This window comes from Paraburkholderia sp. MM5384-R2 (genome assembly GCF_014201025.1).
Taxonomy (GTDB): Bacteria; Pseudomonadota; Gammaproteobacteria; order Burkholderiales; family Burkholderiaceae; genus Paraburkholderia; species Paraburkholderia tuberum.
In genome coordinates this window covers 454,660-479,112 of the sequence record NZ_JACHDI010000002.1, presented here as the reverse complement: position 1 = coordinate 479,112, position 24,453 = coordinate 454,660, and the positions used below count along the sequence as shown (strand labels likewise).

23 protein-coding genes are annotated in these 24,453 nt (G+C 64.7%); 11 read left to right on the top strand and 12 right to left on the bottom strand.

What is annotated here, in order from left to right:
* Positions 1-109 precede the first annotated feature (109 nt).
* On the top strand, positions 110-538 hold the full coding sequence (locus HDG37_RS06055; protein ID WP_184045223.1) for a VOC family protein: 429 nt from the start codon (positions 110-112) through the stop codon (positions 536-538).
* A 205-nt stretch (positions 539-743) separates the two neighbouring features.
* Here the strand turns inward: HDG37_RS06055 and HDG37_RS06050 are convergent, their stop codons facing one another.
* From HDG37_RS06050 to HDG37_RS06040, 3 genes are all read right to left on the bottom strand, one after another.
* Positions 744-1,028, bottom strand: a complete 285-nt coding sequence (locus HDG37_RS06050) for a hypothetical protein (RefSeq protein WP_184045221.1) — start codon at positions 1,026-1,028, stop codon at positions 744-746.
* A 234-nt stretch (positions 1,029-1,262) separates the two neighbouring features.
* On the bottom strand, positions 1,263-1,589 hold the full coding sequence (locus tag HDG37_RS06045; RefSeq protein ID WP_184045219.1) for a DUF190 domain-containing protein: 327 nt from the start codon (positions 1,587-1,589) through the stop codon (positions 1,263-1,265).
* Positions 1,590-1,843: 254 nt separating this feature from the next.
* Positions 1,844-2,626, bottom strand: a complete 783-nt coding sequence (locus tag HDG37_RS06040; protein ID WP_184045217.1) for an ABC transporter substrate-binding protein — start codon at positions 2,624-2,626, stop codon at positions 1,844-1,846.
* A gap of 434 nt (positions 2,627-3,060) precedes the next feature.
* Here HDG37_RS06040 and HDG37_RS06035 point away from each other — a divergent pair, with 434 nt between their 5' ends.
* The 7 genes from HDG37_RS06035 to HDG37_RS06005 are packed head-to-tail and all read left to right on the top strand — an operon-like array spanning position 3,061 to position 8,616.
* Positions 3,061-3,588 carry a Na+/H+ antiporter subunit E gene (locus tag HDG37_RS06035; protein ID WP_184045215.1) on the top strand — a complete coding sequence of 176 codons (528 nt, stop codon included), beginning with the start codon at positions 3,061-3,063 and terminating at the stop codon, positions 3,586-3,588.
* A gap of 4 nt (positions 3,589-3,592) precedes the next feature.
* The gene (locus HDG37_RS06030; protein ID WP_260332764.1) at positions 3,593-3,841 is read left to right on the top strand and encodes a monovalent cation/H+ antiporter complex subunit F; all 249 of its coding nucleotides are present in this window, start codon (positions 3,593-3,595) and stop codon (positions 3,839-3,841) included.
* A 3-nt stretch (positions 3,842-3,844) separates the two neighbouring features.
* Entirely contained in the window at positions 3,845-4,087 is a 243-nt protein-coding gene (locus HDG37_RS06025) for a hydrogenase subunit MbhD domain-containing protein (protein ID WP_018422732.1), read from the top strand.
* A gap of 3 nt (positions 4,088-4,090) precedes the next feature.
* Positions 4,091-4,435, top strand: a complete 345-nt coding sequence (gene mnhG, locus HDG37_RS06020) for a monovalent cation/H(+) antiporter subunit G (protein ID WP_090810583.1) — start codon at positions 4,091-4,093, stop codon at positions 4,433-4,435.
* On the top strand, positions 4,432-5,136 hold the full coding sequence (locus HDG37_RS06015) for a Na(+)/H(+) antiporter subunit B (RefSeq protein WP_184045213.1): 705 nt from the start codon (positions 4,432-4,434) through the stop codon (positions 5,134-5,136). Before mnhG ends, HDG37_RS06015 begins: the two co-directional genes overlap by 4 nt.
* A gap of 16 nt (positions 5,137-5,152) precedes the next feature.
* Positions 5,153-5,527 (top strand): sodium:proton antiporter, encoded by a 375-nt coding sequence (locus HDG37_RS06010; protein WP_184023510.1) that lies wholly within the window; start codon positions 5,153-5,155, stop codon positions 5,525-5,527.
* The gene (locus HDG37_RS06005; RefSeq protein ID WP_184045211.1) at positions 5,521-8,616 is read left to right on the top strand and encodes a complex I subunit 5 family protein; all 3,096 of its coding nucleotides are present in this window, start codon (positions 5,521-5,523) and stop codon (positions 8,614-8,616) included. Before HDG37_RS06010 ends, HDG37_RS06005 begins: the two co-directional genes overlap by 7 nt.
* An 87-nt stretch (positions 8,617-8,703) precedes the next feature.
* Here HDG37_RS06005 and HDG37_RS06000 read toward each other — a convergent pair whose 3' ends face one another.
* The 5 genes from HDG37_RS06000 to HDG37_RS05980 all read right to left on the bottom strand — a co-directional run bounded on the left by HDG37_RS06000 (position 8,704) and on the right by HDG37_RS05980 (position 15,963).
* Positions 8,704-9,375, bottom strand: coding sequence for a hypothetical protein (locus tag HDG37_RS06000; protein WP_184045308.1), 672 nt, complete (start codon positions 9,373-9,375; stop codon positions 8,704-8,706).
* Positions 9,376-9,403: 28 nt separating this feature from the next.
* The gene (locus HDG37_RS05995) at positions 9,404-10,894 is read right to left on the bottom strand and encodes a cytochrome-c peroxidase (RefSeq protein ID WP_184045209.1); all 1,491 of its coding nucleotides are present in this window, start codon (positions 10,892-10,894) and stop codon (positions 9,404-9,406) included.
* Positions 10,895-11,016: 122 nt separating this feature from the next.
* Positions 11,017-13,431: an alkaline phosphatase family protein gene (locus HDG37_RS05990; protein WP_184045207.1), complete on the bottom strand. Its 2,415-nt coding sequence runs from the start codon at positions 13,429-13,431 to the stop codon at positions 11,017-11,019.
* Between the two features lie 613 nt (positions 13,432-14,044).
* Positions 14,045-14,719 carry a glutamine cyclotransferase gene (locus tag HDG37_RS05985; RefSeq protein WP_184045205.1) on the bottom strand — a complete coding sequence of 225 codons (675 nt, stop codon included), beginning with the start codon at positions 14,717-14,719 and terminating at the stop codon, positions 14,045-14,047.
* 14 nt (positions 14,720-14,733) lie between these two features.
* The gene (locus HDG37_RS05980) at positions 14,734-15,963 is read right to left on the bottom strand and encodes a helix-turn-helix domain-containing protein (RefSeq protein ID WP_184045203.1); all 1,230 of its coding nucleotides are present in this window, start codon (positions 15,961-15,963) and stop codon (positions 14,734-14,736) included.
* A gap of 167 nt (positions 15,964-16,130) precedes the next feature.
* On the opposite strand from HDG37_RS05980, the gene HDG37_RS05975 reads away from it, so the two are divergent.
* From HDG37_RS05975 to HDG37_RS05965, 3 genes are all read left to right on the top strand, one after another.
* Positions 16,131-16,895, top strand: a complete 765-nt coding sequence (locus HDG37_RS05975; protein ID WP_184045201.1) for a DUF899 domain-containing protein — start codon at positions 16,131-16,133, stop codon at positions 16,893-16,895.
* Positions 16,892-17,725 (top strand): DUF2182 domain-containing protein, encoded by an 834-nt coding sequence (locus HDG37_RS05970; protein WP_184045199.1) that lies wholly within the window; start codon positions 16,892-16,894, stop codon positions 17,723-17,725. The genes HDG37_RS05975 and HDG37_RS05970 overlap by 4 nt, the downstream gene beginning before the upstream one ends.
* Positions 17,726-17,923: 198 nt before the next feature.
* The gene (locus tag HDG37_RS05965; protein WP_090810603.1) at positions 17,924-18,190 is read left to right on the top strand and encodes a DUF4148 domain-containing protein; all 267 of its coding nucleotides are present in this window, start codon (positions 17,924-17,926) and stop codon (positions 18,188-18,190) included.
* Positions 18,191-18,343: 153 nt separating this feature from the next.
* Here the strand turns inward: HDG37_RS05965 and HDG37_RS05960 are convergent, their stop codons facing one another.
* From HDG37_RS05960 to HDG37_RS05945, 4 genes are all read right to left on the bottom strand, one after another.
* Entirely contained in the window at positions 18,344-19,786 is a 1,443-nt protein-coding gene (locus HDG37_RS05960; RefSeq protein WP_184045197.1) for an aldehyde dehydrogenase family protein, read from the bottom strand.
* 39 nt (positions 19,787-19,825) lie between these two features.
* The gene (locus tag HDG37_RS05955) at positions 19,826-21,013 is read right to left on the bottom strand and encodes a fumarylacetoacetate hydrolase family protein (RefSeq protein WP_184045195.1); all 1,188 of its coding nucleotides are present in this window, start codon (positions 21,011-21,013) and stop codon (positions 19,826-19,828) included.
* A gap of 84 nt (positions 21,014-21,097) precedes the next feature.
* Positions 21,098-22,882 (bottom strand): IlvD/Edd family dehydratase, encoded by a 1,785-nt coding sequence (locus HDG37_RS05950; RefSeq protein ID WP_184045193.1) that lies wholly within the window; start codon positions 22,880-22,882, stop codon positions 21,098-21,100.
* 32 nt (positions 22,883-22,914) lie between these two features.
* Positions 22,915-24,321 (bottom strand): MFS transporter, encoded by a 1,407-nt coding sequence (locus tag HDG37_RS05945; protein ID WP_184045191.1) that lies wholly within the window; start codon positions 24,319-24,321, stop codon positions 22,915-22,917.
* Between the last annotated feature and the right edge of the window lie 132 nt (positions 24,322-24,453).

Here is a 24,453-nt window from a genome sequence, read left to right as displayed (position 1 = left end):
TCATCGTGGGGCCGAACGATGGATGCATCGCAGGTTCGACGGCCGTCCGTCCGCGAGATCACGCTGATAGAATCGTCCGCCCGACCCTCGCCCGTCTCAGGAAATCAGCATGGAAATCCAGCCCTATCTGTTCTTCAATGGCCGTTGTGAGGAAGCCATTGAGTTCTATCGTTCGGCGCTCGGCGCGCAGGAGTTGCTGAAGCTGCGCGCGAAAGACGCGCCGCCCGATCCCGCTCGCCCGGTGGCGCCCGAACACGCCGACAAGATCCTGCACGCGACGCTCGTCATCGGTAACACGCACGTGCTGATGTCGGATGGCGATTGCCGCGGCGGCAATGCCGTGCATGCGGGCTTCAGCCTGTCGGTCACCGCCGACGACCAGGCGTCCGGCGAAAAGTACTTCAACGCGCTGGCGGACGGCGGACAGATCACGATGCCATTCCAGCAGACCTTCTGGACCAGCGGCTTCGGCACGTTGATCGACCGCTTCGGCGTGCCCTGGATGGTCAATGTGCGGCACGAGGAGCCCACGGCATAGCATTGAAGCGGGCCGGCGTTCCATATCACACGCACACGCGAGCGCCGCTTCGCCGCGGCGCAACTACCTGTCCGTTCCGTTTTTCCATGAGTCATGTCTGCCAGGAAGGCGGCGCCTGCTGCGCGCGGCGTCGCCATGCGCGGGACCGAGAGCAAGCCTGCGCGCATGGAACGGCGACCAATGCGCCGCCGCGCCTAAGCGACGCTTACTGCGTCGCGGACGCCGTGCTCGCCGGCGTGCTGTGGACCGACGCGGCGTCGCTCGCGGCAGGCGCTGCGCTCGCCGCCGCGCCCGCCTCGGCGTTCGCACGATTTGCCGCGTCGCTATCGCCCGGTGTGCCGCGCGGGCTCGCCGAATTGCTCATGACACCGCTGCTCACCTGGCCCGTCGAGATACCGCCATTCCCGGCCGTCCGCTTGCAGCCGGACGCGCCCGCCAGCAACGCAACGGCCGACAGCGCGATCAACAAGTTTGCCGAAACCTGCCGCATGATTCGCTCTCCCTGGGATGACTCGCCTCTTGCAGCGAAGCATGCGCCATGCCCAATAGCCACCGGGCGCGCGTCTACTCGCGCGCGTACGCGGACCAGGTCGAGCAGGACTACGAGGTGTTCCGCCACGCGTGCCGCAGCGACAAGCTGGAAGCACGCACCGACTCCGACATGGCGGCCGACTTCGTCGCCTGGACGAGCGAGGCGTGGGGCTTGCCATCGAGGCCCGGTCGTTCAAGCCCCGTCGGCCTCGCCGACGACGCCGAACTCGGCGGTCGTCTTCACGTAGAACAGATGCAAACCTTCCGCGCGCAGTCGATCGAACAGCCGATCGGCTTCGTCGCTCGTCACCGCCATCACGACGGACAACGGCTGATCGGCAAGCTCGAAGAAGTGCGAGGAGTGAATGCGATGATGATGGCCGATGCCTTCGCTAGCTGGGATCAGGGTCGCGCCGCGCAGGCCGAGTTCGCTCGCGAGACGCACGAGCCAGTCGGCAAGCGGCTTGCCATGATGGCTGCGCCCCTGCTGGGTGAAGAACGTGATCTGAAAGCCCTGCATGTCGGTGCCTCCCCGATGCGGATCGCGCCGTGCGCAAGGCGATCCGCACGCGAGCCGGTGGCCGCATTGCGCCGTCCCCTGCTCGCTGACTTTTGTAAGCGGAAACCTGCAGCGCAGCGTGAGGCGCCGGTTGCAACCGATTCGGGCATCCCGGCTTGCCGCAGCACGGCTCAGGACGGTCATGACACAAGTTTAGGTGTCGGGCCGCGCGAGTGCCAGGTCGAAACTGGTCACGTGCGGCGCGCGGCCCTGGCTCACTGACCGTACACGTCGAAATCGAAATACTTTTTCGCAATGCGGTCGTAAGTGCCATCGGCGCGGATCTCGGCAATGGCTTTGTCGATCTTTTCCTGCAGATCGGTATCTTCTTTACGCAAACCAATCGCTGTGCCGCTGCCGAGCGTTTTCGCGTCGTAAAGCGGATTGCCGGCAAATCCGAAGTCCTTGCCGCGCGCGGTGCGCAAAAAGCCGATATCGGCTTGCACCGCGTTTTGCAGTGACGCGTCGATACGGCCGGCAAGCAGATCCGAATACACCAGATCCTGATCCTGATACGGCACGATCGCGGCGCCGGCCGGCTCCCAATACGTCTTCGCGTAGGTTTCCTGAATCGAGCCCTGCTCGACGCCGATGCGCTTGCCCTTCAGCGCTTGCGGCGTCGGCTCGATCGGCGAGCCCTTCTTCGCGACCAGACGTGTCGGAATGCGGAACACCTTCGACGAGAACGCGATCTGCGCCTGGCGCGCGGGCGTCATCGACATCGTCGACAGCACGCCGTCGAATTTGCGGCCTTTCAGCGCGGGAATCATGCCGTCGAACGAATTCTCGATCCACACGCATTTCGCGTTGAGCCGGCGGCAGATCTCATTGCCGAGATCGATATCGAAGCCGACGAGCTTGCCGTCGGCCGCTTTCGATTCGAACGGTGGGTAGCTCGCGTCGACCCCGAACCGCACGGTCGACCAATCCTTGGCGATTGCGCTTCCGGACGAGACGGCCAGCAGCGCAATCGTCAGGGTTGCCAGCATGGCTTTCATTGTTGCTCCTTATTGGTCATTTGAAGAATTCAAACCGCGCGAAACCCGACATTCGACCGGGATCTGGTCGCCGGCGCAAATTCATTAAAAAAATCAATTCATGCAGCACGTGCATAGATTGGCGACAAGACCTCCAGATTCCGATCAGTCACAGGTGATTAGAAACGGTACGGCGCCGCTTAGAGATTCAACGTCGCGTCTTATCGCGGCAACGCAGTCTGTTTCAAAATAAATGCGCGCCGATCGGCGTCGGCTTTTCGCGCGCCATTTTATTGAACGGATCGCAATGACAGTAATTCACTCGATGAGCAGCCGATAAGCGCCGCGCGGATTGACGCACACAAAACGACCACCAACGGACAACCGTGCGCCGGTTGCTTTGCCATAAGTTGTCACTTAGAATTTTCCGCAAGGCTTCCTGAGGAACCGATGACATGGCTGCGAACAACGGAAAACCGGTGTCGTCGTTCGTTCCTCGGGGAATGCCTGGCCTCTGGGTCGTCCTGTTCGTCATCTGGATGATCGCCAATGCATCGCTCGCCGTCGAACCCGCACTCGTCGGTCTCGTCATTACCTTCGTCATCGCGCGTGTCTTCGTATCGTCGAGCGAAGCATGGCAGCGCCTACGTCTAACGCCAGGCGCACCGTATCACTTCGCCGCGTATAGCGCGACCTTCGTCGTCGAGCTCGTACGCGCCAATCTGAACGTGATGGCGCTGGTGTACTCGCCGCGTATCGACATCAAGCCGGGCATCGTCAGGGTTCGCACGCGCCTCCAAACACCGCTTGGCCGTCTCGCGCTCGCCAATTCGATTGCGCTCACGCCGGGCTCGCTCGTCATGGATATTCGGGACGACATACTATTCATTCACTTGCTCGACGTGAAGACGACCGATATCGACGCAGCGACCGAGGCACTCGTCGCACCGTTCGAAAAGCATCTGGAGAAAATCTTTGGCTGAGATCATGCTCCGGATCGCAGCCGTGCTGATCTTCTTCGCGATCCTGTTCGGCGTGATCCGTCTCGTGATCGGCAAGACCCTCGTCGACCGGATCGTCGCGATCGACATGCTGACGGTCGTCTCGCTGTCGCTGATCGCGCTGTACGCGCAAGTCTCCGGTCGTTTCGTCTATATCGACGTCGCGCTTGTCTATGCATTGCTGAGCTTTCTCGCGGTGCTCGCGATTGCGCGCTTTCTCGAAAGGGGGCTGTGAGCCATGCTCGAACTGCTCCTGCTGCTGATGTGCGCGAGCATCCTCGTGAGCGGCGTACTGGCCGTCTGTCTGAAGAATCTGCTGGCCGCGATGGTGAGCTCGGGGCTCGCGAGCCTGTTCGCCGCGATAGCCTTCCTGCTGCTCGCCGCGCCCGACGTCGCGATGGCCGAAGCCGCGATCGGCTCCGGACTCGCGACCTTCATCTTTCTGTACGCGATTCGCAAAACCGGTTATCAGAAGGGCTAGCGCATGTTCGAACTGATCGGCAGCGTGTTCATCCTCGTGGGCGCCGTCTTTCTGTTCTCCGCCGGCCTCGGGCTGCTGCGCATGCCGGATGCGTATACGCGCATTCAGGCCGGCACCAAGGCGTCGACGCTCGGCAACATGCTCGTGCTGATCGGCCTCGCGTTCTATCACCCGAACTGGACCTTCCGTCTGATCCTGCTGATCTACTTCGTGCTCGTGACCAACCCGGTGTCCTCGCATGCGCTATCGCGCGCCGCCTGGCTGATCCGCACGCCGATGACCTCGTCCACGATCACCGACGCACTCGCCGACGAAGGCGGGCGCACCGCCGGGGAGGCCGAATCATGATGCGTCGCGCGTTTGCGCTGCTGACGGTGCTGCTGTTCGCGGTCGTGTTCTGGCGGCTGGTCGGCGGCTACACGGAGTTGCAGGCGCTGCGCCCGCTCGCCTGGTACTACGTCGTCAGAGGGCCGCTCGAACTCGGCGCGCCGAACATCGTGACCGGCATTCTGATCACCTTTCGCGGCTTCGACACACTCGGCGAAGTCGCGGTGCTGTTCATGGTCGCGGCGAGCGTCGGCGTGCTGCTGAAAGAGGAAAGCAACGCGACTTCCGCCGCTGCGGCAGACGAATCCGCGCCCGCGCGCCGCCCAGCCGGCGAGATCGTACATACCGGCAAGCAGGTGCTGCTGCCGATGATCCTCACCTTCGGCAGCTACGTGATCGTCAACGGCCATCTGTCGGCGGGCGGCGGTTTCCAGGGCGGCGCGATCGTCGCGTCCGCCGTGATGCTGATGCTGCTCGCGCGGCCCCGCTCGACGCTGAACGTCGCGCTGCTGAGCGTCGTCGAGTCGCTCGCGGGCGTGATCTACGTGTGCATCGGCATTCTCGGCCTCGTGCTCGCGGGCGGTTTTCTCGACCCGCGCTTTCTGCCGCGCGGCGAGTTCGGCGCGTTCTTCAGCGCCGGCGCGATCCCGCTGATTTCCACGCTGCTCGGCGTCAAGGTCGGCGCGGAGCTGAGTGTCATCATCGACCGGTTCAGAAGCTGAACGAGAAGGAGAGCGCATGAGCACGGGCATCCCGGTTTCGAAGATCCTGCTGATCACGGGCTTCTGCCTTTCCTTGATCGGTCTGTGGGGCATGCTGACCCACCGCAACATCCTGCGCATCATCATCGGCTTCGCGGTGATCGACACGGGCCTGCACATCGTGATGGTCGCGACCGGTTACGTCACGGGCGGCACCGCGCCGATCATCGACGCGGCGCTCAGCAAATCCGCCGCCGCGCACCGCGCGATCGATCCGATTCCGTCGGCACTCGTCGTCACGGCGATCGTGATCGGGCTATCGGTCACCGCCATCATGCTGTCGTTCGCGATCCGTCTTCATGCCGCCAAAAAGACGCTTTCCATCGACGCCTTCACCGAGTCGAAATGGTAGCCGCACTGTTTCATCCGCTGCACATTTTCATTCTCGGGCTCGGCGGCGGCTTCGTCATTCCGCTGCTGTACCGGCTCGGCAAGCCATGGCTCACGCTCGGCTTTTTCATCGCGCTGTGCGGCATCGTGCTCGTCTCCGGCGTGTCGTTCTACGGCCTGCTCGACGGCGGCGACACGATCGAGGTGCTGACCGCGGGCGCGCTGCCGCCGGTGTCGATCAATCTGCGCTTCGGCCTGTGGGAAGGCTTCTTCACGTTCAGCGTCAATGTGGTCGCGCTGCTCGGCGCATTGCATCTGTGGGACCGTCTGCGCGGCAACTACGCGGCGTTGCTGCTGTACCTGATTCTGGTGATGGGCATCGACGGCATGGTGATGACCCGCGACCTGTTCAACCTGTTCGTGTTTCTCGAGATCGTGTCGATCGCGACATACGGCCTGTTCGGGCTCGAGCGCACGCCCGCCGCGCTCGCCGCCGCGTTCAAGTACATCTTTGCGACGGTGATCGCGTCGACGCTCTTTCTGCTCGGCGCGGTGCTGCTCTACTACGTGAGCGGCACGCTGAACATCGACGAACTGCTGTCGCTGCGCGACCAGCTCGGCGGCCCGATCGGCACGACCGCGATCCTGCTCGTGTTCGCGAGTCTCGTGATCGAGCTGAAGCCGTTTCCGGCCAACGGCTGGGGGCTCGACGTCTACGAGACCGCGCCGAGCGGCGTCGCCGCGATGGTATCGGTCGGCGTATCGGCGGGCGTGTTTTTCGCGCTGCTGAAATTGCTGCCGCTGTTCGACGGCCTGCTGACGCTGCTCGCCGTCTCGGGCGGCGTCACGTTCCTGTTCTCGAACCTGCTCGCGATCAAGCAGACGAAGCCGCAACGCTTGCTCGGCTATTCGTCGATCGGGCAGATGGCGCTGTTGATGCTGTCGCTCGCGTTGTTGCGCCAGATCGGCGCGGACGCATCGATCCCGCTCGTCGTCGGCGGGCTCTTCATCAATCATCTGTTCGCGAAGGCGGGGCTGTTCTGGCTGATCGGCGTGCTGCGGCGGCACGGCGACGATGCACGCGCGATCCTGTCGCGCAGCCCGTTGCTGATCGGCCTGCTCGGTCTCTTCCTGGTCGCGATCGCGGGACTGCCGCCATTCCCCGGCTTCTGGGCGAAGTGGGAACTCGTGATGCGCCTGACCGCCGCCGGCAAGCCGTACTGGATCGTGTTGATCCTGACCGGTTCGCTGCTCGAAGCGGGTTATATGTTCCACTGGTTCGTGCGCGCATTGGCTCCGTCCGACGTCGAGGCCAAAGCCCGGCCGAACATCGCCGCGCTGTTGCCGCTGTTCGGCGTCGCCGTGCTGCTGATCGCGGCGGCCTATATGGCAGCCGTGTTCTCGGGCGTCGTGTCGGCGTGGATCTTCTCGCCGCTCGCGGCGGGTGCGCTGTTCTATGCGGCCGATCGTCTGCCGGGGCGCGTGAAAGGCGTGCTCGCGGTGATCGCGATTGGATTGATCGGCAGTCTGCTCTGCGAGGGCTCGCGCGGTATCGCCGGACTGTTCGCCTGGTTGCTGCTCGCGGGCAGCCTCGTGATCGCAGCGGCGAGTCTCTATCGCGACGACGTGCGCGCCGGCTTCTATCCGATGCTCGTCGTGCTGTCGCTGTCGATTCCGGCGCTGCTGCGCTCATCCACCTCGCTCGAGTTCTTCTATAGCTGGGAAATCATCACGCTGTCGTCGTGCTTCCTGATCGCGAAGTGCCGGCGCGCGGGACCGCACGTACTGACCTTCCTGCTGTTTTCGCTGCTGGCTGCGTTCTTCCTGCTGGCGGGCTTCGCCAACGTCGCGGCGATCGACGACAGCATCGCGCTGTCGGCGCTGATCCATTCGGGACCGGAGGCGAACCGCGCGTTCGTGCTGCTCGCGGCGGGCTTCCTGATCAAGGCCGGCGCGATCGGCGTGCACGTATGGCTGCCGGGCGCCTACACCGAAGCGGAAGACGACGTGACCGCGATGCTGTCGGCGGTGGTCAGCAAGGTCGCGATGTTCGGCCTGTTGATCGGCACCTATCTGACGATACGCTCGGAGGTCGGCCTCGAACTCGCGCACGCGATGACCTGGATAGGCATGCTGACGGCCCTGTTCGGCGCGCTGATGGCGTTGCGGCAGAACGACTTCAAACGGATGCTCGCGCTGTCGAGCATGAGCCAGACCGGCTATATCGTCGCCGCCATCGGCCTGATGAGCCATCTCGGCTGGGTCACCGCGCTGTATCTGGTCGCCAATCACATGTTCGTGAAGGGCATCCTGTTCCTCGCGCTCGCAGGCGTGATCTCGCGCACCGGCACGCGCAACTTCGCCGATGTGGGCGGCCTCGCGCGCGAGATGCCGCTCACGTTCGCGATGGTCGTGATCGCGCTCGTCTCGATGTCGGGCCTGCCGCCGCTGATGGGCTTCGGCGGCAAATGGCTGCTGCTGAGCGCAATGACCGACAAGGGTTGGTACGGGCTCGCCGTGTGCGGGCTGATCGCGACCTGCGCCGGCTTTCTGTACATGCTGCGCCTGCTGAACGGTGTCTTCCTCAAACCGCGCCCGCCGCAGCGGCCGCAGGTGCGCGAAGCGCCTGTGATGCTGCTGGTGCCGCAGTTGCTGTTCGTGGTCGGTATCGTGGTCCTGTCGTTCTTTCCGAAGGTGTTGCTCGAACCGGTGTCGGCCGCGATCGATCCGCAGTTCGCGGCGACACTGGTGTGGGGCGGCATGTCGCTCGAAAGCATCTACGGGTTCTGGAATCCGACGCCGGTCGTGATCGTCGTGCTGATCGTCACGGCGATCGTGTTCGGGCTCGGTGTGCTGTACTACCGCAGCCGCCGCGGCAATGCGCGCAACGCCCCGGATTTTTACCACTTCTACCGGCCGATCCTGAGCCGCACGGTGCCGCCGGTCGCGCAGATGTTCTGGCGCGGCATATCGCACTTCGCGCTCGTGGCGGCGGCTCGGATACGCCGCGTCTATACCGGCAACGGGCAGACCTACGCGCTCTATGTGCTGCTGTATTTTCTCGCGATCTATTTTGCGAGCACGGGGCTGAGTCCAGCGGGGACACCGTAAGGGTGCATCTGGTCCTGGCGCAGCGGCATGGACCGGCCCACGTGCGGGATCGATCGCCTCGGAGCAAGGCGTCGGCGAACTCAACGATCATCGAACGAGATATTCTTCCGCTACCCAGCCGTCCTTGGTCAAGCGCACGCCTTCGCGCAGTTGCATGGTGCCCGCGCCTTCGATTACGCGCGCCACCATGGGAAACACTCGCTGGAACTCGGGAGTCCTGGCAAAAGGCGCCGGGTCGATCTTATAGGTGTAGAGCACCGAGGTCCTGGTCTCGCCGTCGTGAGTCTGGGGCGGCTCCCAGCCCACCACCTTGTCCAGGGTCAGCGTGGCCACGCAAAAATCGGCGTCGTGCGTGACCGTCTTGCCGGGCGTCGCCACCACCACCGGCTTGTGCAGGTAGAACTTCTTGCCTTCGTCGGTCAGCGCATACTCGCGTCCCGGCGCCTCGATCCTGGCCCCGTCCTCGCCAGTGCGCTCGACCGTCATGACGGTGCTCTTGACGAGGCCCAGCTTTTCCATCACCGGCAATTGCAGCGCATCGCGGGAATGCGTGACCACGATGTCCTGATCGGCCACGTGGATGGGCCATTCGTATTTCGCCACGCACAGGTGGCCGCGATCGGCCAGGTAGTGCGTGATGGTGTTGGTAAAGTTCTCCGCGGTAGGCTCGGCCTTGTTCTGGCAACCGCCCAGCAGGAACGACGCCGTCAGGGAAACCGCAATGGCAGTGCCGCGCACCGGATTCGAAAAATGCATCATCGTGGAATAGTTCAAGTATTCAAAAAGATCAATTCACGCAGCTACCGCTCGTGGGCTGGGTCGCGGGAGGCTGGTAGCCGTCGCTCAAAGTATTCAGGAAGCAGATCACGTCCTGCACGTCCTGATCCGACAGTTGTGGTGCCGAATGGACAGCACGCGGCTGCGCACCGTTCAACGCGGTGGTGCCGCCCGCGTCGGTCTGGCCCTGCCCCAGCGGCAGTTCCTCGTCGATATTGCCCTGGTAGGCGGCCGGCAGATCGTTGAACATGTTCACCGTCGCGCCCGCTGCATAGGTGGGTTGCAGCGCATAGCCCGGGTTGCTGGTCAGCTTGGTCGAATCGCCACCCGTGGACGGATACCAGTACTCGGGGTTGGTGTCGCGCGTGTTGTAGAAGCGCACCACCTGCTCCAGCGAGTGGAACACGCCGTTGTGGAAGAAGGCGTTGCGCGCGGCGACGTTGCGCAGCGTCGGCACCTTGAAGCGGCCGCAATACGGATCCGGGTTGTTCACGCCCGTAAAGGAGTCCGGGCCGGCGCCGCTGGTGGCCGAAAGCGGCGTGTGGCTGTCATAGCTGCCGTTATTGATCGGGCCGCACAGCCCCATGTCGTAGTAGCCCGCGTTCAGGTTGGCTGCGATGGGGTTCGGATTGTCCGGGATCGACGTGTCGTTGCGCGGCGCACCGATCGCCTGATAGGTGAAGTCGGTCCCCAGCGCGTTCGAGCCGTTGAAGTTGGCGCCCATGAAATGGCAGGCCACGCAGCCGGCCCCGTGATCGGTATCGTTGAACAGGTTCATCCCGCGCAATTCGGCCGGCGTCAACGTGCCGCCGATCTTGTTGTTCGCATACAGGTCGAACTTGCTGGAATACGGCGCAAAGCTCGGGTCCTCATTCTGGTAGGCCTGCAGCGCGAGTCCGATGTCCTGGAACGCCGTGTCCGTATCGCCGAACACGGCCGGGCCGTACACCGCCGTGAACTGTGCGGCATACGAGGAGCTCTTCACCGCCTGCACCACCGCGTCCCTGGAGGCGTTGTTCATCTCGATGGGATTGAGCAGGGGCAGCGCCACCTGGTCGGCCAGCGTCTTGCCGCGGCCGTCCCACATGAATCCGCCGCCCGGCGCGTTCGCCGTGATGCCGTCGGGGTTCGAGGCGTTGTCGTCGTAGGCCGGCGTCATGGCCTTGTAGCGCAGCGAGGGAACCGCGCGCTGACCTTCCGATACGCCATCGGAACCCAGCTGCACCGCCAGGCTGTTGGGCGGGCCGTAGGCATACGCCGGATCGTGGCAGCTCGCGCATGCCTGGTTCTTGCCGCCGGACAGGTTCTTGTCGAAGAACATTTTCTCGCCGATCTGGGCCGCAGCGCTCAGCTTGCTCGTGGGCGCCGAACCCGTGGCGCCCGAGGAGCCCGTGGAGCCCGTGCCTGCGTCCGTCGAAGCAGACTGTGACGAGCCCCCGCCCCCGCAAGCGGCCAGTGCCGACAAGATGACATACAGCGCCCCTGCATAAACCTTGCGCATTGCTACTCCCCCGGCTTTGTTCGATAAAACAGCTGGCGGGGGAGCGGCCGAACCGCTCCCCCGCGCAGGCTACTGCTTGATGAATGGCACGCTTGCGCGTGCTTACCGTTTAGTGCTTTTTATTACTTCGTCGCCCACAGGTTCTTCTGGGTCGCGTCCGGACCAACTTGCGCCGGATCGCTCACGTCACCCGTCTGGAACTTCTGCGTGTAGCCGGCCGGAATCACGTAGGCGTGGTTCATCGGACGAACCGCGTCGTAGTGCGTGTCGGCGCTGCCAGCGTACTCAGGCAGGTTGGCGATGTTCTGCGCAATGTACGACTCCGTGTACTTCGAACGGTTGGCGTACGAGGTCGGAACAGCCGGGTCGGCCAGCTGGAACATGTCCTGCACCGTGCGCACGAACGAGAAGTGGCTGTACGTATCGGTGTCGGCGACGCCCTTCGGCGCGGCGCCCACGTCTTGCTGGTTGGTCATCAGGACGAAGATCGAGTTGCCATGGCCCTTGTTGCCGTCGCCGTACTTCGCCTGAACCGGAGTCCAGCTGCCGTCCGCGTTCTGCATCTGCGTAGCCTTGCCACCCACGTCCCAGCCGCAGCACGAGCTGCCGGCACCGTTGGACGTGCCATTGCCTTCGTCGAACATGACCACGATGGCAACGTTGCGCTGCTTGTTCTTCCACAGCGGCGAGGCCTTGATCTTCTGCACCACGGCGTTGGTGTAGTAGTCGGCGCGGGTCAGCAGCGCATGAGCGGGAACGGTACCCGAGGCGGTCGCGCTGTCCTTACAGGTGCCGTCGCTGCCGGTGCCGTGCAGGTCATCACACTGGTCAGGCATGATGAAGTTCAGCGTACCGACGTCGCCCTTGGCCAGGTCGGTGCTGAACTGGTCGACGTTGTAGCCGGTCGGAACCTTGTAGAGCGTGGTGTTGGTCAGGTCGGCCGCGTTCGTGTAGTACTGGGTACCGAAGATCGTGCGGTTGTTCGCGAAGAACTCCGGCTGGTTACGCACGTCCTGATAGGCCATGCCCGGATGGTGCTTGGTCTTGTAGAGCGAGCCGGGCATGGCGAACGGCGTGCCCGTCACGGTGATGCTACCGTCCGTCTGGTTGTAGGCCTGCGATACACCCGTGTCACCGAGGCTGTCGGCGCGCGGATCCTGACCCGGGTTCAAGGATTCGCTGTAGGTACGCCACGTCAGGCCCGCGCTCGAAATCTGCGTGAACAGGTTCGGCGCGTTCATGATGTTGTGGTTGGCGACGGAACCGGTGCCGTCCGTCGAGCACGCCTGGTTGCTGGCCACCGTGTAATTGGACAGCAGCGATCCAACGGCCACGGTGGCGCCGCCGGCGGTGGTACCGATGATCGGGTCGTTCGGCGTCAGCGCGACGTGGGACGGCAGGGGCTGGCCGTCGGAAGCCGTGCCGCCGGCGAAAGCCTTGTCCGTCGGGGCGTTGGCGCCGGCGGCGGCGCAACCCCACCAGTTGTCGTCGCCGATACCGAAGTCGTCGGCGCCGCCCAGGGCGGTGTAGTTCGGCTCGGACGGGCTGCCGGTCGCGAAGTAGGTCGAGAAGTAGTTGCCGTTGGTGATCATCGAGTTGACCGCCGGCATGTACGCCGAACCCTTGACGCGGTTCGTGCTGCTGTTCTCCAGCATGATCACGAAGACGTTGTCGTAACGCGGAATCGCTTCGACGTTGAACGCAGCCTGCTGGGCTTGTGCGAAGGTGATCGCCTTACGCGTATCCGTCGGAATGGTTTCGCCGGCGGTGATGCCGGAAACGCCGGTCAGGGTGGGGTCGCCACCGGCAACGGCCAGCGCATCGGGGTACTTGTCGCCACGATCGAGCTTCGCGGTGGCGTACGTGTAGCGGTTCGTCAGTGCGTTTTCTTCGAACAGCACCGCGTACTGCTCGGCGCCGGACAGGGTGTTGGCGTCGGCCAGGACGTCGCCGGCGGGAACCGTCACGGAGTCGTCGTTGAATGCCGGGCCGGACAGACGGGTCGACAGATTAGCCTTCTCGGTCGCGTACTTGCTGCCGTTGGCTTCGACGAGGCGCTGCACTTCGCTCGACATCGGGCTGATCACGACTCTGGTGGCGCCCTGGTCGGCGATCTGGTCGGCCGAAGCGCGCAGGATCAGGTGGCTGGCGACCTTGGCGGCCGATGCCGTGTTGGTGGCCGAGGTCGTGATGTCAGCGACGAGCGGACCCGTGGCGGTCGTGGTCAGCGAGAAATGGCCGTTGCCGTCGGTCTTCGCGGAGGCTTCGCCGCTGTCGAGCACACCGTTGCCATTGGCATCGACGAACACGGTGGCACCGGAGTAGTAGCCGGCCTTCAAGGTCGGGTTGCCGCTCGAGCTGCCCGGGACGAAGGCAGCTGCGGCGACCACGCCCGAGTAAGTCGTGCCGGCGGTCGTGCCACCGTTGTTGTTGCTGGCAGAGGGGCTATCCGAATTTCCGCCGCAAGCTGCGAGCAAGCAGGCAGCGGCAACGGACGTTAGACAAAGCGCTGGGCGCATTTTGTGATGCGATGACATTGGGGGACCCTTTCTTAGTTGTATCGGCAACCGCTTGTGTGGGGCAAGACTTAGTAAAACGAGCGAATAATATGAAGGGTTTGTGTAACGCGTATGTCTGCTCACGATAAGGATTGGAGTGTGAACCTGGCTTGGTTCTGATCACATCTTTTCGAAAAGCCGCAATGCACGGGCAAGCAACGAAGACGAAAATAAAGCTGAGAACCAATCGTCGTACTTGTTGCGGGTGCAGCGAAAATGCTCTCTCAATGCCCCGCTACGATTGATACACAGTCGGAATACTTCGCGTGTGCGGTGCAGCATCCGAGTGTGTTGCGGTTTGGACTTTCGAGTACCGGGTGGTGGCGCATGCGCCGCGTCGGTGGGTCTGATGCGAGCACGGGTGGGGCGAGGCTGAAGAAGCGAGATGACGGGATCCCTATCTGGCGGTGGCTGAGTGCTTTGCCACGGCCTGCTAGAAGTCGCTGCAGGCGGCCCGCGTATGGGGAGTAGTCTCGCGATATGAGTAACGCAATGGAATACTTCGTTTACCAACGATGACTTACGTTATCGGCGAGTACAAGTAAGCCAAATACCAGCGCCGATAACGACGACGCGCTGCTTGCATGACGAATCACTCGCTCGTCGAATCGACCGGCAATTGCGAGTCGCTCTCTCGCAAGGGACGCTGCACGGCGCGAACGAGCCCGCTGCCGCCGCCTCCGCAGAAGAACAGATCCGCGCCGTTCGATTCGAGTCCGGAAATGCCCGCGCCGGCCGGCATCTCGACGCGCTCGAGCACCTCGCCGCTACGCGGATCGAGATGCCGCAGCTCGCTCTCGTCACCTTCCCACGTGCCATGCCATAGCTCGCCGTCGACCCACGTGATCCCGGTCACGAAGCGATTCGATTCGATCGTGCGCAGCACCGCGCCAGTGTCCGGATCGACCTGATAGATTTTTCGTTCGGGATACTGACCGACCCATAGCGAACCTTCGGCCCATGTCAGCCCCGACTGGCCGCCGTCGCCGGGTGCCGCGATCGTCGACAGCACGCGGCCGCTCTGCGGGTCGATCTTCTGGATGCAGCCGTGCGCGATCTGGAACAGGTGTTCGCCGTCGAAGGCCGTGCCCGCGTCGGCGGGCACCGCGATCGAGCGCAGCGTCTCGCCGCTCGCCGGATCGAACGCGTCGAGCCGTTCGCCGGTCGCGATCCACACCTGTCGGCCGTCGTAGGTGACGCCATGCACTTTATCGACGCCCGTCAAGGGCCCATATTCACGGACGATTCTGGCGGCAGAGCGGTTCATGGTGGCCATCCTAATCATGAAGCGAACGGGGAAGGGAGTAACAAAGCCGTCGCGAATCCGGCTAGGGGCGGCGTCATCCAGCGGCGCGCGCGCCCCTCGCCCACTGGCTGCACCTTGCCGGCCGCGGCGAGCGAGTCGAGTGAGCGCTGCACGGTGCGCTGACTCGCGCCGAGCACGAGGGCAAGCGCGGAACTCGACCACGCTTGGCCATCCGACAGAAACGCGAGCAGCGCCGCATGCTCGCCTTCGACCGGCGGCGCCAGCACGACGACCTCGCGGGCGTGACGCGGCGCGAGCGCGAAGCCGCGCGTCGTCGCGCTGACGCTCGCGAGCGTGCCGAGCGCCGTGCGCAGCCGGCCAATCTCGACGCGCAGCCGCGCGCGATGCGATTCGTCGGCGCGTTTGGCGCGGAACGCACGTGCGACGAGCGCGTCGCGCGGCACGTCGTCGGGCCATGCCTCACCGAGCATGCGGGCGAGCGCAAACAGCACCGGTCGGCTCGCGAGCGCAACCGCCGCGTTCGCATCGCGGATCGCGTAGCGGCAAGCGTCGACGATCAACGCGCCGCCAGCGCGATTCGAGGTCAACAGCTTCTCGACTTCATCGAGCAGGATCGGTTCTTCTTCGCCATGCACGATCATGCGCGCCGCCGGTTTGCCCAGTGCCACCGACGCGCTTTCGACTTCCGCGATCAACGCCGGAATGCCGGCCTCGCGTGCCGCGCGTCCGGCCCGCGCCAGCGCGGCACGGGCGACGCCGCTGCGCAAACGCCGCAGCGCGACTCCCGCGACCACCAGTTCATGCGCGGCACGCAGTGCGGGCGGAAACGGCCGGGGATCGAGTGCGGCAAGCTTGCGCTCCGCTTCGTCGAGACGGCCGATCAGCAGCAGACGCCGCGCCGCGAGATACCGCGCATGCGCGGCATTGACGCGATCGCCGTGTGCGTCGAGCGTGGCGGTCGCGGCGTCGAGTGTTTTGGCGGGCCACGCGAGATCGCGCGACGCGAGCGCGATCTCCGCTTCGGCGACCAAGCATCTCGCGCGCGCCACCGCATGCTGCGCGCCGAACGCGCGCGCGGCGTCGCGCACCAACGCCTTTGCGCGCCCGAAATCGCCGAGCTGCGCCATCGCGATGCCGCGCAGCGCGAGCGCCGGCGCGTCGTCGCGTAACGCGACGTGGTCGAGCGCGCCAAGCGGATCGCCGGCCGCGAGCGCGCGCGCCGCCGCCGAAATCAGCGCGTCCACGGCGTGCGAGTCCGCGCGTAGCACGTCAATGCATCAAGCGAATCCCGCCACACTTGTCACTCCCACCCGATGGATGCCCAGCCCTAATCTAGCACGACCATCAACCGTCACCGACGCCGTCGGGCAAGGGTTCGCGCGGCGCGGCACGACTCACGGAGGTACCCACGATGACTACGCATCCGATCGGAACACGCGAACAGTGGCTCGCCGCGCGACGCGCACTGCTCGACGCGGAAAAAGCCCACACGCGACACGGCGACGAGCTCGCACCGCAACGCCAGGCGCTGCCGTGGGTCAGGGTCGACAAGGCCTACCGCTTCGATACCGACCAAGGCAGCGCGTCGCTCGCCGATCTGTTCAAAGGACGTTCGCAGCTGCTCGTCTACCACTTCATGTTCGGCCCCGACTACAAGGCGGGCTGCCCATCGTGCTCGTCGATCGCGGACGGCTTCGCCGGCTTCGCCGTGCATCTCGCGCATCACGACGTGATGCTGACGGCGGTGTCGCGCGCGCCGCTCGACAAGCTGCAGACGTACAAGCGGCGCATGGGCTGGACGTTTCCATGGGCGTCGTCGGCAAGCGGCGATTTCAATTTCGACTTCAACGTCTCGTTCACCGAGGCACAGCAGCGCGATGGCGATATCGAGTACAACTACGCACGCAACAGTCACGCGATGGACGTGAGTCCCGCGCCCGAACCGGTCGCGCAGTTCGCGGCGACCTGCGGCACCGACGCGGCCACCTATTCGCGCGACCGGCCAGGCATGAGCGCGTTCGTGCTCGAAGACGGCGTCGTCTATCACACGTACTCGACTTACGCGCGCGGTGTCGATGCGCTGTGGGGCATGTACCAGTGGCTCGATCGCGCGCCGAAGGGGCGCAACGAGACGGGCATCTGGTGGCGCCGTCACGACGAGTACGAGCGGTCATGAGCCCGCTCGTGCGCGCTGTCTGCTTGAGCGGGCAGCGCCTTGCCACACGGCGCGCGGCGCGCTCATCGCAGCGCGTGTTCGTCGGCGTCTGCCTGCTGATGTTCGCCGCGAGCGTCGCGGCGACATTGGCCCACGGCGCGTCGATGTCGGCGATGGGCGCGTTGCCGATGCCCGGCGGCTGGTCGATGTCGACGCTGTGGATGCCGACCTGCGGGCGCACGTGGGCCCGCGCCGCGGCATCGTTCATCGCCATGTGGATCGTGATGATGGCGGCGATGATGCTGCCGTCGTTGATGCCGACGCTGCTGCGCTATCGCGACGCGATCGGCTCGCGCGCAAGTGCGGAGCGACTGGCCCTGCTGACGATGCTCGTGAGTGGCGCGTATGCGGTCGTATGGACGGCGCTCGGCGTGGCCGTGTTTGCATTGGGCGCGTCGCTCGCGGCGCTCGAGTTGCGGTGGCCAGCGCTCGCGCGTTCGACGCCGCTGGCGGTCAGCGTGGTCGTATTGCTCGCGGGCTCGTTGCAGTTCAGCACATGGAAAGCCCGCCGCCTTGCCTGCAGCCGCACGACACCCAGCCTTCCCGCCGATGCGCCGAGCGCGTGGAGATACGGTCTGCGCATCGGCATCGATTGCGCCGGTTGCTGCGGGGGTCTCACGGCAATTCTGCTGGTCGTCGGCATGACGGATTTGCGCTTGATGGCCGCCGTGACGGCCGCCATTACGGCCGAGCGACTCGCGCCGGACGGCGCACTCGTCGCCCGGGCGAGCGGCGCCATAGCCGTCGCCGGCGCGGGCTTGCTGCTCATCCAGGCCCTATCAGCCGGCTGACTCATGCGCGCCAGTTGTAGCGGATCGCCTTGCAAATCGACGCTCGACGGCTTTGCTGTCTCATTATTGTTTTGGTTTCGGAAACAGTGAGTTCAGAAATTAGGTATTTACCCTAGTTTGCGCTCCCCCTAGACTGTCTGCACTGCTGCAAACAAATGGTTTCGCAGCCTAACAAGACAAAACCTGGAGGTAGTAAAAATGAAATCGCTCGTTCAAGCTGTCGTTATCGCCGCTACCCTCGCTGCTCCGGTTGCCGTTTTCGCTCAATCGAACCAGCCGCTGACCCGCGCGCAAGTCCGTGAAGAGCTGGCTCAGATCGAAAAAGCCGGCTACAACCCGGCACGTTCGAACCCGAACGAATATCCGTCGAACATTCAGGCTGCCGAAGCCCGCGTCGCGGCGCAAAACGCCGCGGTCGGCGGCGTGACCAGCGGTTCGTCGCAGCAAGGTCACGCAGCGCAGTAAGGCGTTGCAGGTTGGAAAGTTGCTGTTGATGTAGCTGTACCTGCCGGAGCGCTCGGCTTAGCGCTCTCGCAGCTTCCCCTGCTGGCCCGCCATCGCGACTGAATGCGATGGCGGGCCAGTTCCGTTTTGGGGAGCTCTGTTGTCAGTTCTGCGTCAGACCGCGCCGGGGTTGATATACGCGGTCTTCACCGACGTATAGAACTCGCGGGCGTAGGCGCCCTGCTCGCGCGGACCGTAGCTCGACCCCTTCCGCCCGCCAAACGGCACGTGATAATCGACCCCCGCCGTCGCGGTGTTGACCATCACCATGCCGGCCTGCACATGGCGGCGGAAATGACTCGCGTACTTCAGCGATGTCGTGCAGATGCCGGCCGACAACCCGAACTCGGTGCCGTTGGCAACCGCGAGCGCTTCCTGGTAGTCCTTGACCTTGATGACCGACGCCACCGGCCCGAATACCTCTTCGCGGTTGATGCGCATAGCCGGGGTCGTCTCCGTGACCAGCGCCGGCGCGAGGAAATAGCCGCGCGTCGAGCCTTCGACGCGCTCGCCGCCGAACACCGTGCCGCCCTCGTCGCGCGCGATCGCCAGATAGCGCTCGTCCTGTGCCAACTGCTTGTCGTCGACGACCGGGCCGATGTGCGTGCCGTCCGCGAGCGCATCGCCGACCTTCAGCGCGCGCATGCGCGCCTTCATGCCGTCGATGAAGCGGTCATAGATCCCCGCGGTCACGATCAGCCGGCTCGATGCCGTGCAACGCTGGCCGGTCGAGTAGAACGCGCCGTTGATGCTCGCTTCGATCGCAACATTGAGATCGGCGTCGTCGAGCACGACCATCGGGTTCTTGCCGCCCATTTCCAGCTGGAATTTCTTGCCCGAATCGAAGCACTTCGCGCCGATCGCGCGGCCCGTCGAAACGGAACCGGTAAAGCTGATCGCATCGACATCCGGCGACGAAACGAGCGCCTCGCCAACCACCGAACCGCGCCCCATCACGAGGTTGATCACCCCCGCCGGCGCGCCCGCCTCGGCGATGATCTTGACCAGCTCCCACGTGCTGCCCGGCACCAGATCGGCCGGCTTGATCACGACCGTGTTGCCGTACGCAAGCGCCGGCGCGATCTTCCACGCCGGAATCGCAATCGGAAAATTCCACGGCGTAATCAGGCCGACCACGCCAACCGGCTCACGCGTCATTTCGACCGTCATGCCCGGCCGCACCGACGGCATCACTTCGCCGCCGACGCGCAGCGCTTCGCCCGCGAAGAACTTGAAGATCTGCCCGGCGCGGCCCACTTCGCCGATCGCCTCGGGCAGCGTCTTGCCCTCTTCACGCGCGAGCACCTTGCCGAGCTCTGCCTTGCGCGCGAGGATCGCGCTGCCCGCCTGGTCGAGCACGTCGAAGCGCTGCTGAGGCGTGGACAACGACCACTGCGCGAAGGCCTTGCGCGCGGCGCTGATCGCGCGATGCGTCTGCTCAGCGTCGGCTTGCGCGAATTCGCCGATCACGTCGTCGAGATTCGACGGATTGACGTTGCGCGACACGCTCGCGCCGTCGACCCACTGTCCGTCGATGTAGTTTGCGAACTGACTCATGTCCTGATTCTCCTTTCGAAAATTGCAACGACAATCCGGTTATTCATCAACCAGCAGGCCACGGGCCGCGAGATTGCGATAGAGCGCGCGCACGCCGAACGTCCACGGCTCGATTTCGGTGGACAGGCGCACCGTGTTGGTCAGCGCGCCGAGCTGCGGCGTCGAAATCGTCACGCGGTCGCCGAGGTGGTGGGTGAAGCCGCCGCCGGGCGCGTCGCGGTCCTTGATCGGCGAGAACATCGTGCCGAGGAACAGCATGAAGCCGTCCGGGTACTGGTGGTGACGGCCGCAGGTCTGCGCGACGAGGTCGGCCGGGTCGCGGCTGATCTCGCTCATGTGGCTCACGCCGTCGAGCACGAAGTCGTCGTCGGCGCCTTCGACGCGCAGCGACACGCTCGCGGCGCGCACCGAGTCGAGCGAGAAGGTGTCGTCGAACAGACGCACGAACGGACCGATCGCGCACGAGCCGTTGTTGTCCTTGCACTTGCCGAGCAACAGCGCCGAGCGGCCTTCGATGTCGCGCAGGTTCACGTCGTTGCCGAGCGTCGCGCCGACGATGCCGCCGCGGCTGTTCACCGCGAGCACGATCTCCGGCTCCGGGTTGTTCCACACCGACGCGGCGAGCAGACCGACGTCCGCGCCGAAGCCGACTGCCGACATCGGCTGCGATTTCGAAAATACTTCGGCGTCCGGACCGATGCCGACTTCCATGTATTGCGACCACGCATCGCGACGCTCGAGCTCGGCCTTCAGCTTCATCGCCGCTTCCGATCCCGGCTTGATCTTCGACAGATCGGTGCCGATCGTCGACGCGATCGTCTCGCGCACTTCCTTCGCCTTCGCCGGATCGCCGCCGGCCTGCTCCTCGATCACGCGCTCGATCAGGCTCACCGCGAACGTGACGCCGCAGGCCTTGATCGCCTGCACGTCGCACGGCGCGAGCAGGCGCACGGCCGGTGCGCTCGCGCCCGGCAGATTCGCCTCGATCAGCTGCGCGACCGGCCCGAGCGGCACGCCCGGCGCGCGGCGCGCAAATTGCGCGGCATCGTCGCGCTCGAACAGGTCGGCGGTAGTCGGCACGGCCGCGGTGATGTCGAACACCTCGCCGCCGCGCACGACGACCACGCACGGTCCTTCATGCTGCTCGGTCTTGCGCCACACGCGGCCGATCAGCAGTGCGTCGTTCAGATCGCCGGGAAGAAAGCTGGAGGGGGAAATTGCGGACATGGGATGGGCTCTTTCGGATAAATGGGAAAACGGGCAAGGCCGGGCGTCGCGTTGCGTGCGAAGCCCGGCCTTGTCACCCGCGGGTCAATGCGAATGCCGTGGGTTGCCGCGCTCGGCAATCACCTTCAGATACAGCGTCGCCGGTTCGAGGCAGCCCCCGGTCGAAAGCTGGCCGACCGTCTTGCGATACAGCTCCTGCCACGGCGTTTGCGCGGGCGGAATCTCGAAGTGCACGGTTTCGCGACGTCGCGCGAGTTCTGCTTCGTCGACCAGCACTTTGACGCTACGCGAATTCAGATCGACGCGGATGCGGTCGTTCGTGCGCAACAGCGCAAGGCCGCCGCCCACCGCCGCTTCCGGCGACATGTTCAGAATCGACGGGCTCGCCGACGTGCCGCTCTGACGGCCGTCGCCGAGCGTCGGCAGCGACGTGATGCCCTGGCGCACGAGCGCCGCCGGCGGCGCCATGTTGACGACCTCGGCGCTGCCCGGATAGCCGACCGTGCCCGTGCCGCGAATCACGAGGATGCAATGCTCGTCGATTTCAAGCGACGGGTCGTTGATGCGCGCGTGATAATCCTCGGGACCGTCGAACACGATGGCGCGCGCTTCGAAGCTGTTTTCCGCGCCGGGCTCGCTCAGGTAGGTCTTGCGGAACGCATCGCCGACCACCGACATCTTCATGATCGCGCTGTCGAAGAAGTTGCCGGACAGCACCATGAAGCCCGCGCCGTGCTTCAGCGGATCGTCGGTCGTCTTGATGACCTCGCGATCCGGCGCGGGTGCGGCGGCCGCGATTTCGCCCATCGTGCGGCCCGACACGGTCAGGCAATCGTCGTGCACGAGGCCGCCTTTCGCGAGCTCGCGCATCACGGCCGGTACGCCGCCCGCGCGATGGAAGCTCTCGCCGAGATATTCGCCGGCGGGCATGCAGTTGACGATCAGCGGCACCTGCTCGCCGACGCGCTGCCAGTCTTCGAGACTCAGCTCGACGCCCATGTGCCGCGCAATCGCGATCAGATGCGGCGGGCAGTTGGTCGACGCGCCGAGCGCCGATGCGACGACGATCGCGTTTTCGAACGCTTCTTTCGTCATGATCTTCGACGGCCGCAGGTCCTCGCGCACGAGGTCGACGATGCGCTTGCCGGTCGCGTAGGCCATCTGGCCGCGCTCGCGGTAAGCGGCCGGAATGCTCGCGCAGCCGGGCAGCGACATGCCGAGCGCTTCGGCGAGGCTGTTCATCGACAGCGCGGTGCCCATCGTGTTGCAGTGACCGATCGACGGCGACGACGCGGTAGTCAGCTCCATGAAGCCTTCGTAGTCGATCTCGCCGGCCGCCAGCAGATTGCGTGCATGCCAGATCACGGTGCCCGACCCGACGCGCTTGCCGTCGTGCCAGCCGTCGAGCATGGGACCGCCGGACAGCACGATCGCCGGCATATCGACGGTGGCCGCCGCCATCAGGCACGCGGGCGTGGTCTTGTCGCAGCCGGTGGTCAGCACGACGCCGTCGAGCGGGAAGCCGTGCAGGATTTCGACGAGGCCCAGATACGCGAGATTGCGATCGAGCGCGGCGGTCGGCCGGCGGCTCTGCTCGGCGAGCGGATGCACCGGAAACTCCATCGGAATGCCGCCCGCGTCGCGAATACCGGCCTTCGTGCGCGCCGCGAGCTCGATGTGATGCCGGTTGCACGGCGCGAGATCGCTGCCGGTCTGCGCGATGCCGATGATCGGCCGGCCCGACTGCAGCTCTTCGCGCGTCAGACCGTAGTTCATGAAACGCTCGACGTACAGCGCCGTCATATCCGCGTGCGAGGGATCGTCGAACCATTCCTGGCTGCGCAGCCGGCGCGGGGTGGATGCTGACATGATGCTTGTCTCTCTGTCTGGGTGAGGGTTTCTTATGCGTGCTCTGCTTGTTTCTGTGCCCGCGCTGTCTCGCGGCCGGGGCCGCTGCCTTCATTCGAGGCGGCCCGCGTCAGCATCGTGCGCGGCACGAGCAGGATCAGCACGCAACTGACCAGCAGACACGCACCGAGTGCGTAAGTGCCGTTGTTGATGTCGCCGGTCAAATCTTTCGCTACGGCGGTGATCATCGAACCGGTAAAGCCGGACAGATTGCCGATCGCGTTGATCATCGCGATGCCGGCCGCCGCGGCGGCGCCCGACAGCAACTGTCCCGGGAACGTCCAGTAAATCGGCATCAGCGCAAGGATGCCGGCGGTGGCGATCGTCAGAAACGTGATCGCCCACACCACATGATGCGCCAAAGCCGCGCTCATGATCAGACCGATTCCGCCGATCAGCGCCGGAATCGCCGCATGCAGGCGCCGCTCGCCGGTTTTCTTCGAATGCGCGGCGTTCGCGAGTGTCGCAATGATGGCCACGCCGTATGGGATCGCGGTCAGCAGGCCGATATGCAACGGATCCTGCACGCCGGTCGCCTTGATGATCGACGGCAGCCAGAACGCGAGGCCGTAGAAGCCGGTATTGAACGTGAGCAAAATCGCGACCAGCAGCCAGACGCGCGGATCGCGCACCGCCGAGCCGAAGCGCGCTGTCTTGTGCGCGCTTTCGCGCTGCAGATTCGCCGCGAGCAGGCTCTTCTCCTGCGGCGTGAGCCAGCGCGCGCGGTCAATGCCGTCGTCGAGCGAGAAGTACACCACGAACGCGGTCAGCAGCGACGGCACGCCTTCGATCAGCAGCATCCATTGCCAGCCCTGATAGCCGAGCAGGCCGGCCGTATGGTCCATCAGCCAGCCCGACGCGATGCCGCCGAGCATCAGGCTGACCGGCATTGCGATCAGAAAGCCTGACATCACGCGACTTTGGCGCTGCGACGGAAACCAGAAGTTCAGGTACAGAATCACGCCGGGGAAGAAGCCGGCCTCGCAGAGCCCGAGCAGAAAGCGCAGGATGTAGAACATCGTCGCGGTTTCGACGTGCGCGACGCGCGCGAGCGGCGCGACGAACGCGAGCGCCATCGACACGAGCCCCCACGTGAACATGATTCGCGCGATCCAGAAGCGCGCACCGTAGCGATGCAGGAACACGTTGCTGGGCACTTCGAAGATGAAATAGCCCCAGAAGAACACGCTCGCGCCGATCGCGTACATCGTGTCGGACAGGCCGAGATCGTCGAGCATCTGCAGCTTCGCGAAGCCGACGTTCACGCGATCCAGATACGCAACCACATAGCACAACAACAGTACCGGCAGCAGCCGGCGCACGACCTTGCGATAGGTCCTTTCCTCGAACTCGTCGACGCGCGCGGCGGGCGCGACGATGGCGGGCGGTACAGCGGTCATTCGTTTCTCCATCAGCGTATTTTTGGTCGGAAATGCCGTTGCCTCGCGGCTCGTGCGATTTTGCACCGCCGGCTAAGTTACCGGTAACATTTCTAGCTGTGGATGTTACGCCCGGCTTACCAGCCGGACAAC

What these genes read in the sequence shown, in the direction of transcription:
- HDG37_RS06055 (WP_184045223.1), top strand. Translation starts at nt 110, where the DNA reads ATGGAAATCCAGCCCTATCTGTTCTTCAATGGCCGTTGTGAGGAAGCC.
- HDG37_RS06050 (WP_184045221.1), bottom strand. Translation starts at nt 1,028, where the DNA reads ATGCGGCAGGTTTCGGCAAACTTGTTGATCGCGCTGTCGGCCGTTGCG.
- HDG37_RS06045 (WP_184045219.1), bottom strand. Translation starts at nt 1,589, where the DNA reads ATGCAGGGCTTTCAGATCACGTTCTTCACCCAGCAGGGGCGCAGCCAT.
- HDG37_RS06040 (WP_184045217.1), bottom strand. Translation starts at nt 2,626, where the DNA reads ATGAAAGCCATGCTGGCAACCCTGACGATTGCGCTGCTGGCCGTCTCG.
- HDG37_RS06035 (WP_184045215.1), top strand. Translation starts at nt 3,061, where the DNA reads ATGGCTGCGAACAACGGAAAACCGGTGTCGTCGTTCGTTCCTCGGGGA.
- HDG37_RS06030 (WP_260332764.1), top strand. Translation starts at nt 3,593, where the DNA reads ATGCTCCGGATCGCAGCCGTGCTGATCTTCTTCGCGATCCTGTTCGGC.
- HDG37_RS06025 (WP_018422732.1), top strand. Translation starts at nt 3,845, where the DNA reads ATGCTCGAACTGCTCCTGCTGCTGATGTGCGCGAGCATCCTCGTGAGC.
- mnhG (WP_090810583.1), top strand. Translation starts at nt 4,091, where the DNA reads ATGTTCGAACTGATCGGCAGCGTGTTCATCCTCGTGGGCGCCGTCTTT.
- HDG37_RS06015 (WP_184045213.1), top strand. Translation starts at nt 4,432, where the DNA reads ATGATGCGTCGCGCGTTTGCGCTGCTGACGGTGCTGCTGTTCGCGGTC.
- HDG37_RS06010 (WP_184023510.1), top strand. Translation starts at nt 5,153, where the DNA reads ATGAGCACGGGCATCCCGGTTTCGAAGATCCTGCTGATCACGGGCTTC.
- HDG37_RS06005 (WP_184045211.1), top strand. Translation starts at nt 5,521, where the DNA reads ATGGTAGCCGCACTGTTTCATCCGCTGCACATTTTCATTCTCGGGCTC.
- HDG37_RS06000 (WP_184045308.1), bottom strand. Translation starts at nt 9,375, where the DNA reads ATGATGCATTTTTCGAATCCGGTGCGCGGCACTGCCATTGCGGTTTCC.
- HDG37_RS05995 (WP_184045209.1), bottom strand. Translation starts at nt 10,894, where the DNA reads ATGCGCAAGGTTTATGCAGGGGCGCTGTATGTCATCTTGTCGGCACTG.
- HDG37_RS05990 (WP_184045207.1), bottom strand. Translation starts at nt 13,431, where the DNA reads ATGTCATCGCATCACAAAATGCGCCCAGCGCTTTGTCTAACGTCCGTT.
- HDG37_RS05985 (WP_184045205.1), bottom strand. Translation starts at nt 14,719, where the DNA reads ATGAACCGCTCTGCCGCCAGAATCGTCCGTGAATATGGGCCCTTGACG.
- HDG37_RS05975 (WP_184045201.1), top strand. Translation starts at nt 16,131, where the DNA reads ATGACTACGCATCCGATCGGAACACGCGAACAGTGGCTCGCCGCGCGA.
- HDG37_RS05970 (WP_184045199.1), top strand. Translation starts at nt 16,892, where the DNA reads ATGAGCCCGCTCGTGCGCGCTGTCTGCTTGAGCGGGCAGCGCCTTGCC.
- HDG37_RS05965 (WP_090810603.1), top strand. Translation starts at nt 17,924, where the DNA reads ATGAAATCGCTCGTTCAAGCTGTCGTTATCGCCGCTACCCTCGCTGCT.
- HDG37_RS05960 (WP_184045197.1), bottom strand. Translation starts at nt 19,786, where the DNA reads ATGAGTCAGTTCGCAAACTACATCGACGGACAGTGGGTCGACGGCGCG.
- HDG37_RS05955 (WP_184045195.1), bottom strand. Translation starts at nt 21,013, where the DNA reads ATGTCCGCAATTTCCCCCTCCAGCTTTCTTCCCGGCGATCTGAACGAC.
- HDG37_RS05950 (WP_184045193.1), bottom strand. Translation starts at nt 22,882, where the DNA reads ATGTCAGCATCCACCCCGCGCCGGCTGCGCAGCCAGGAATGGTTCGAC.
- HDG37_RS05945 (WP_184045191.1), bottom strand. Translation starts at nt 24,321, where the DNA reads ATGACCGCTGTACCGCCCGCCATCGTCGCGCCCGCCGCGCGCGTCGAC.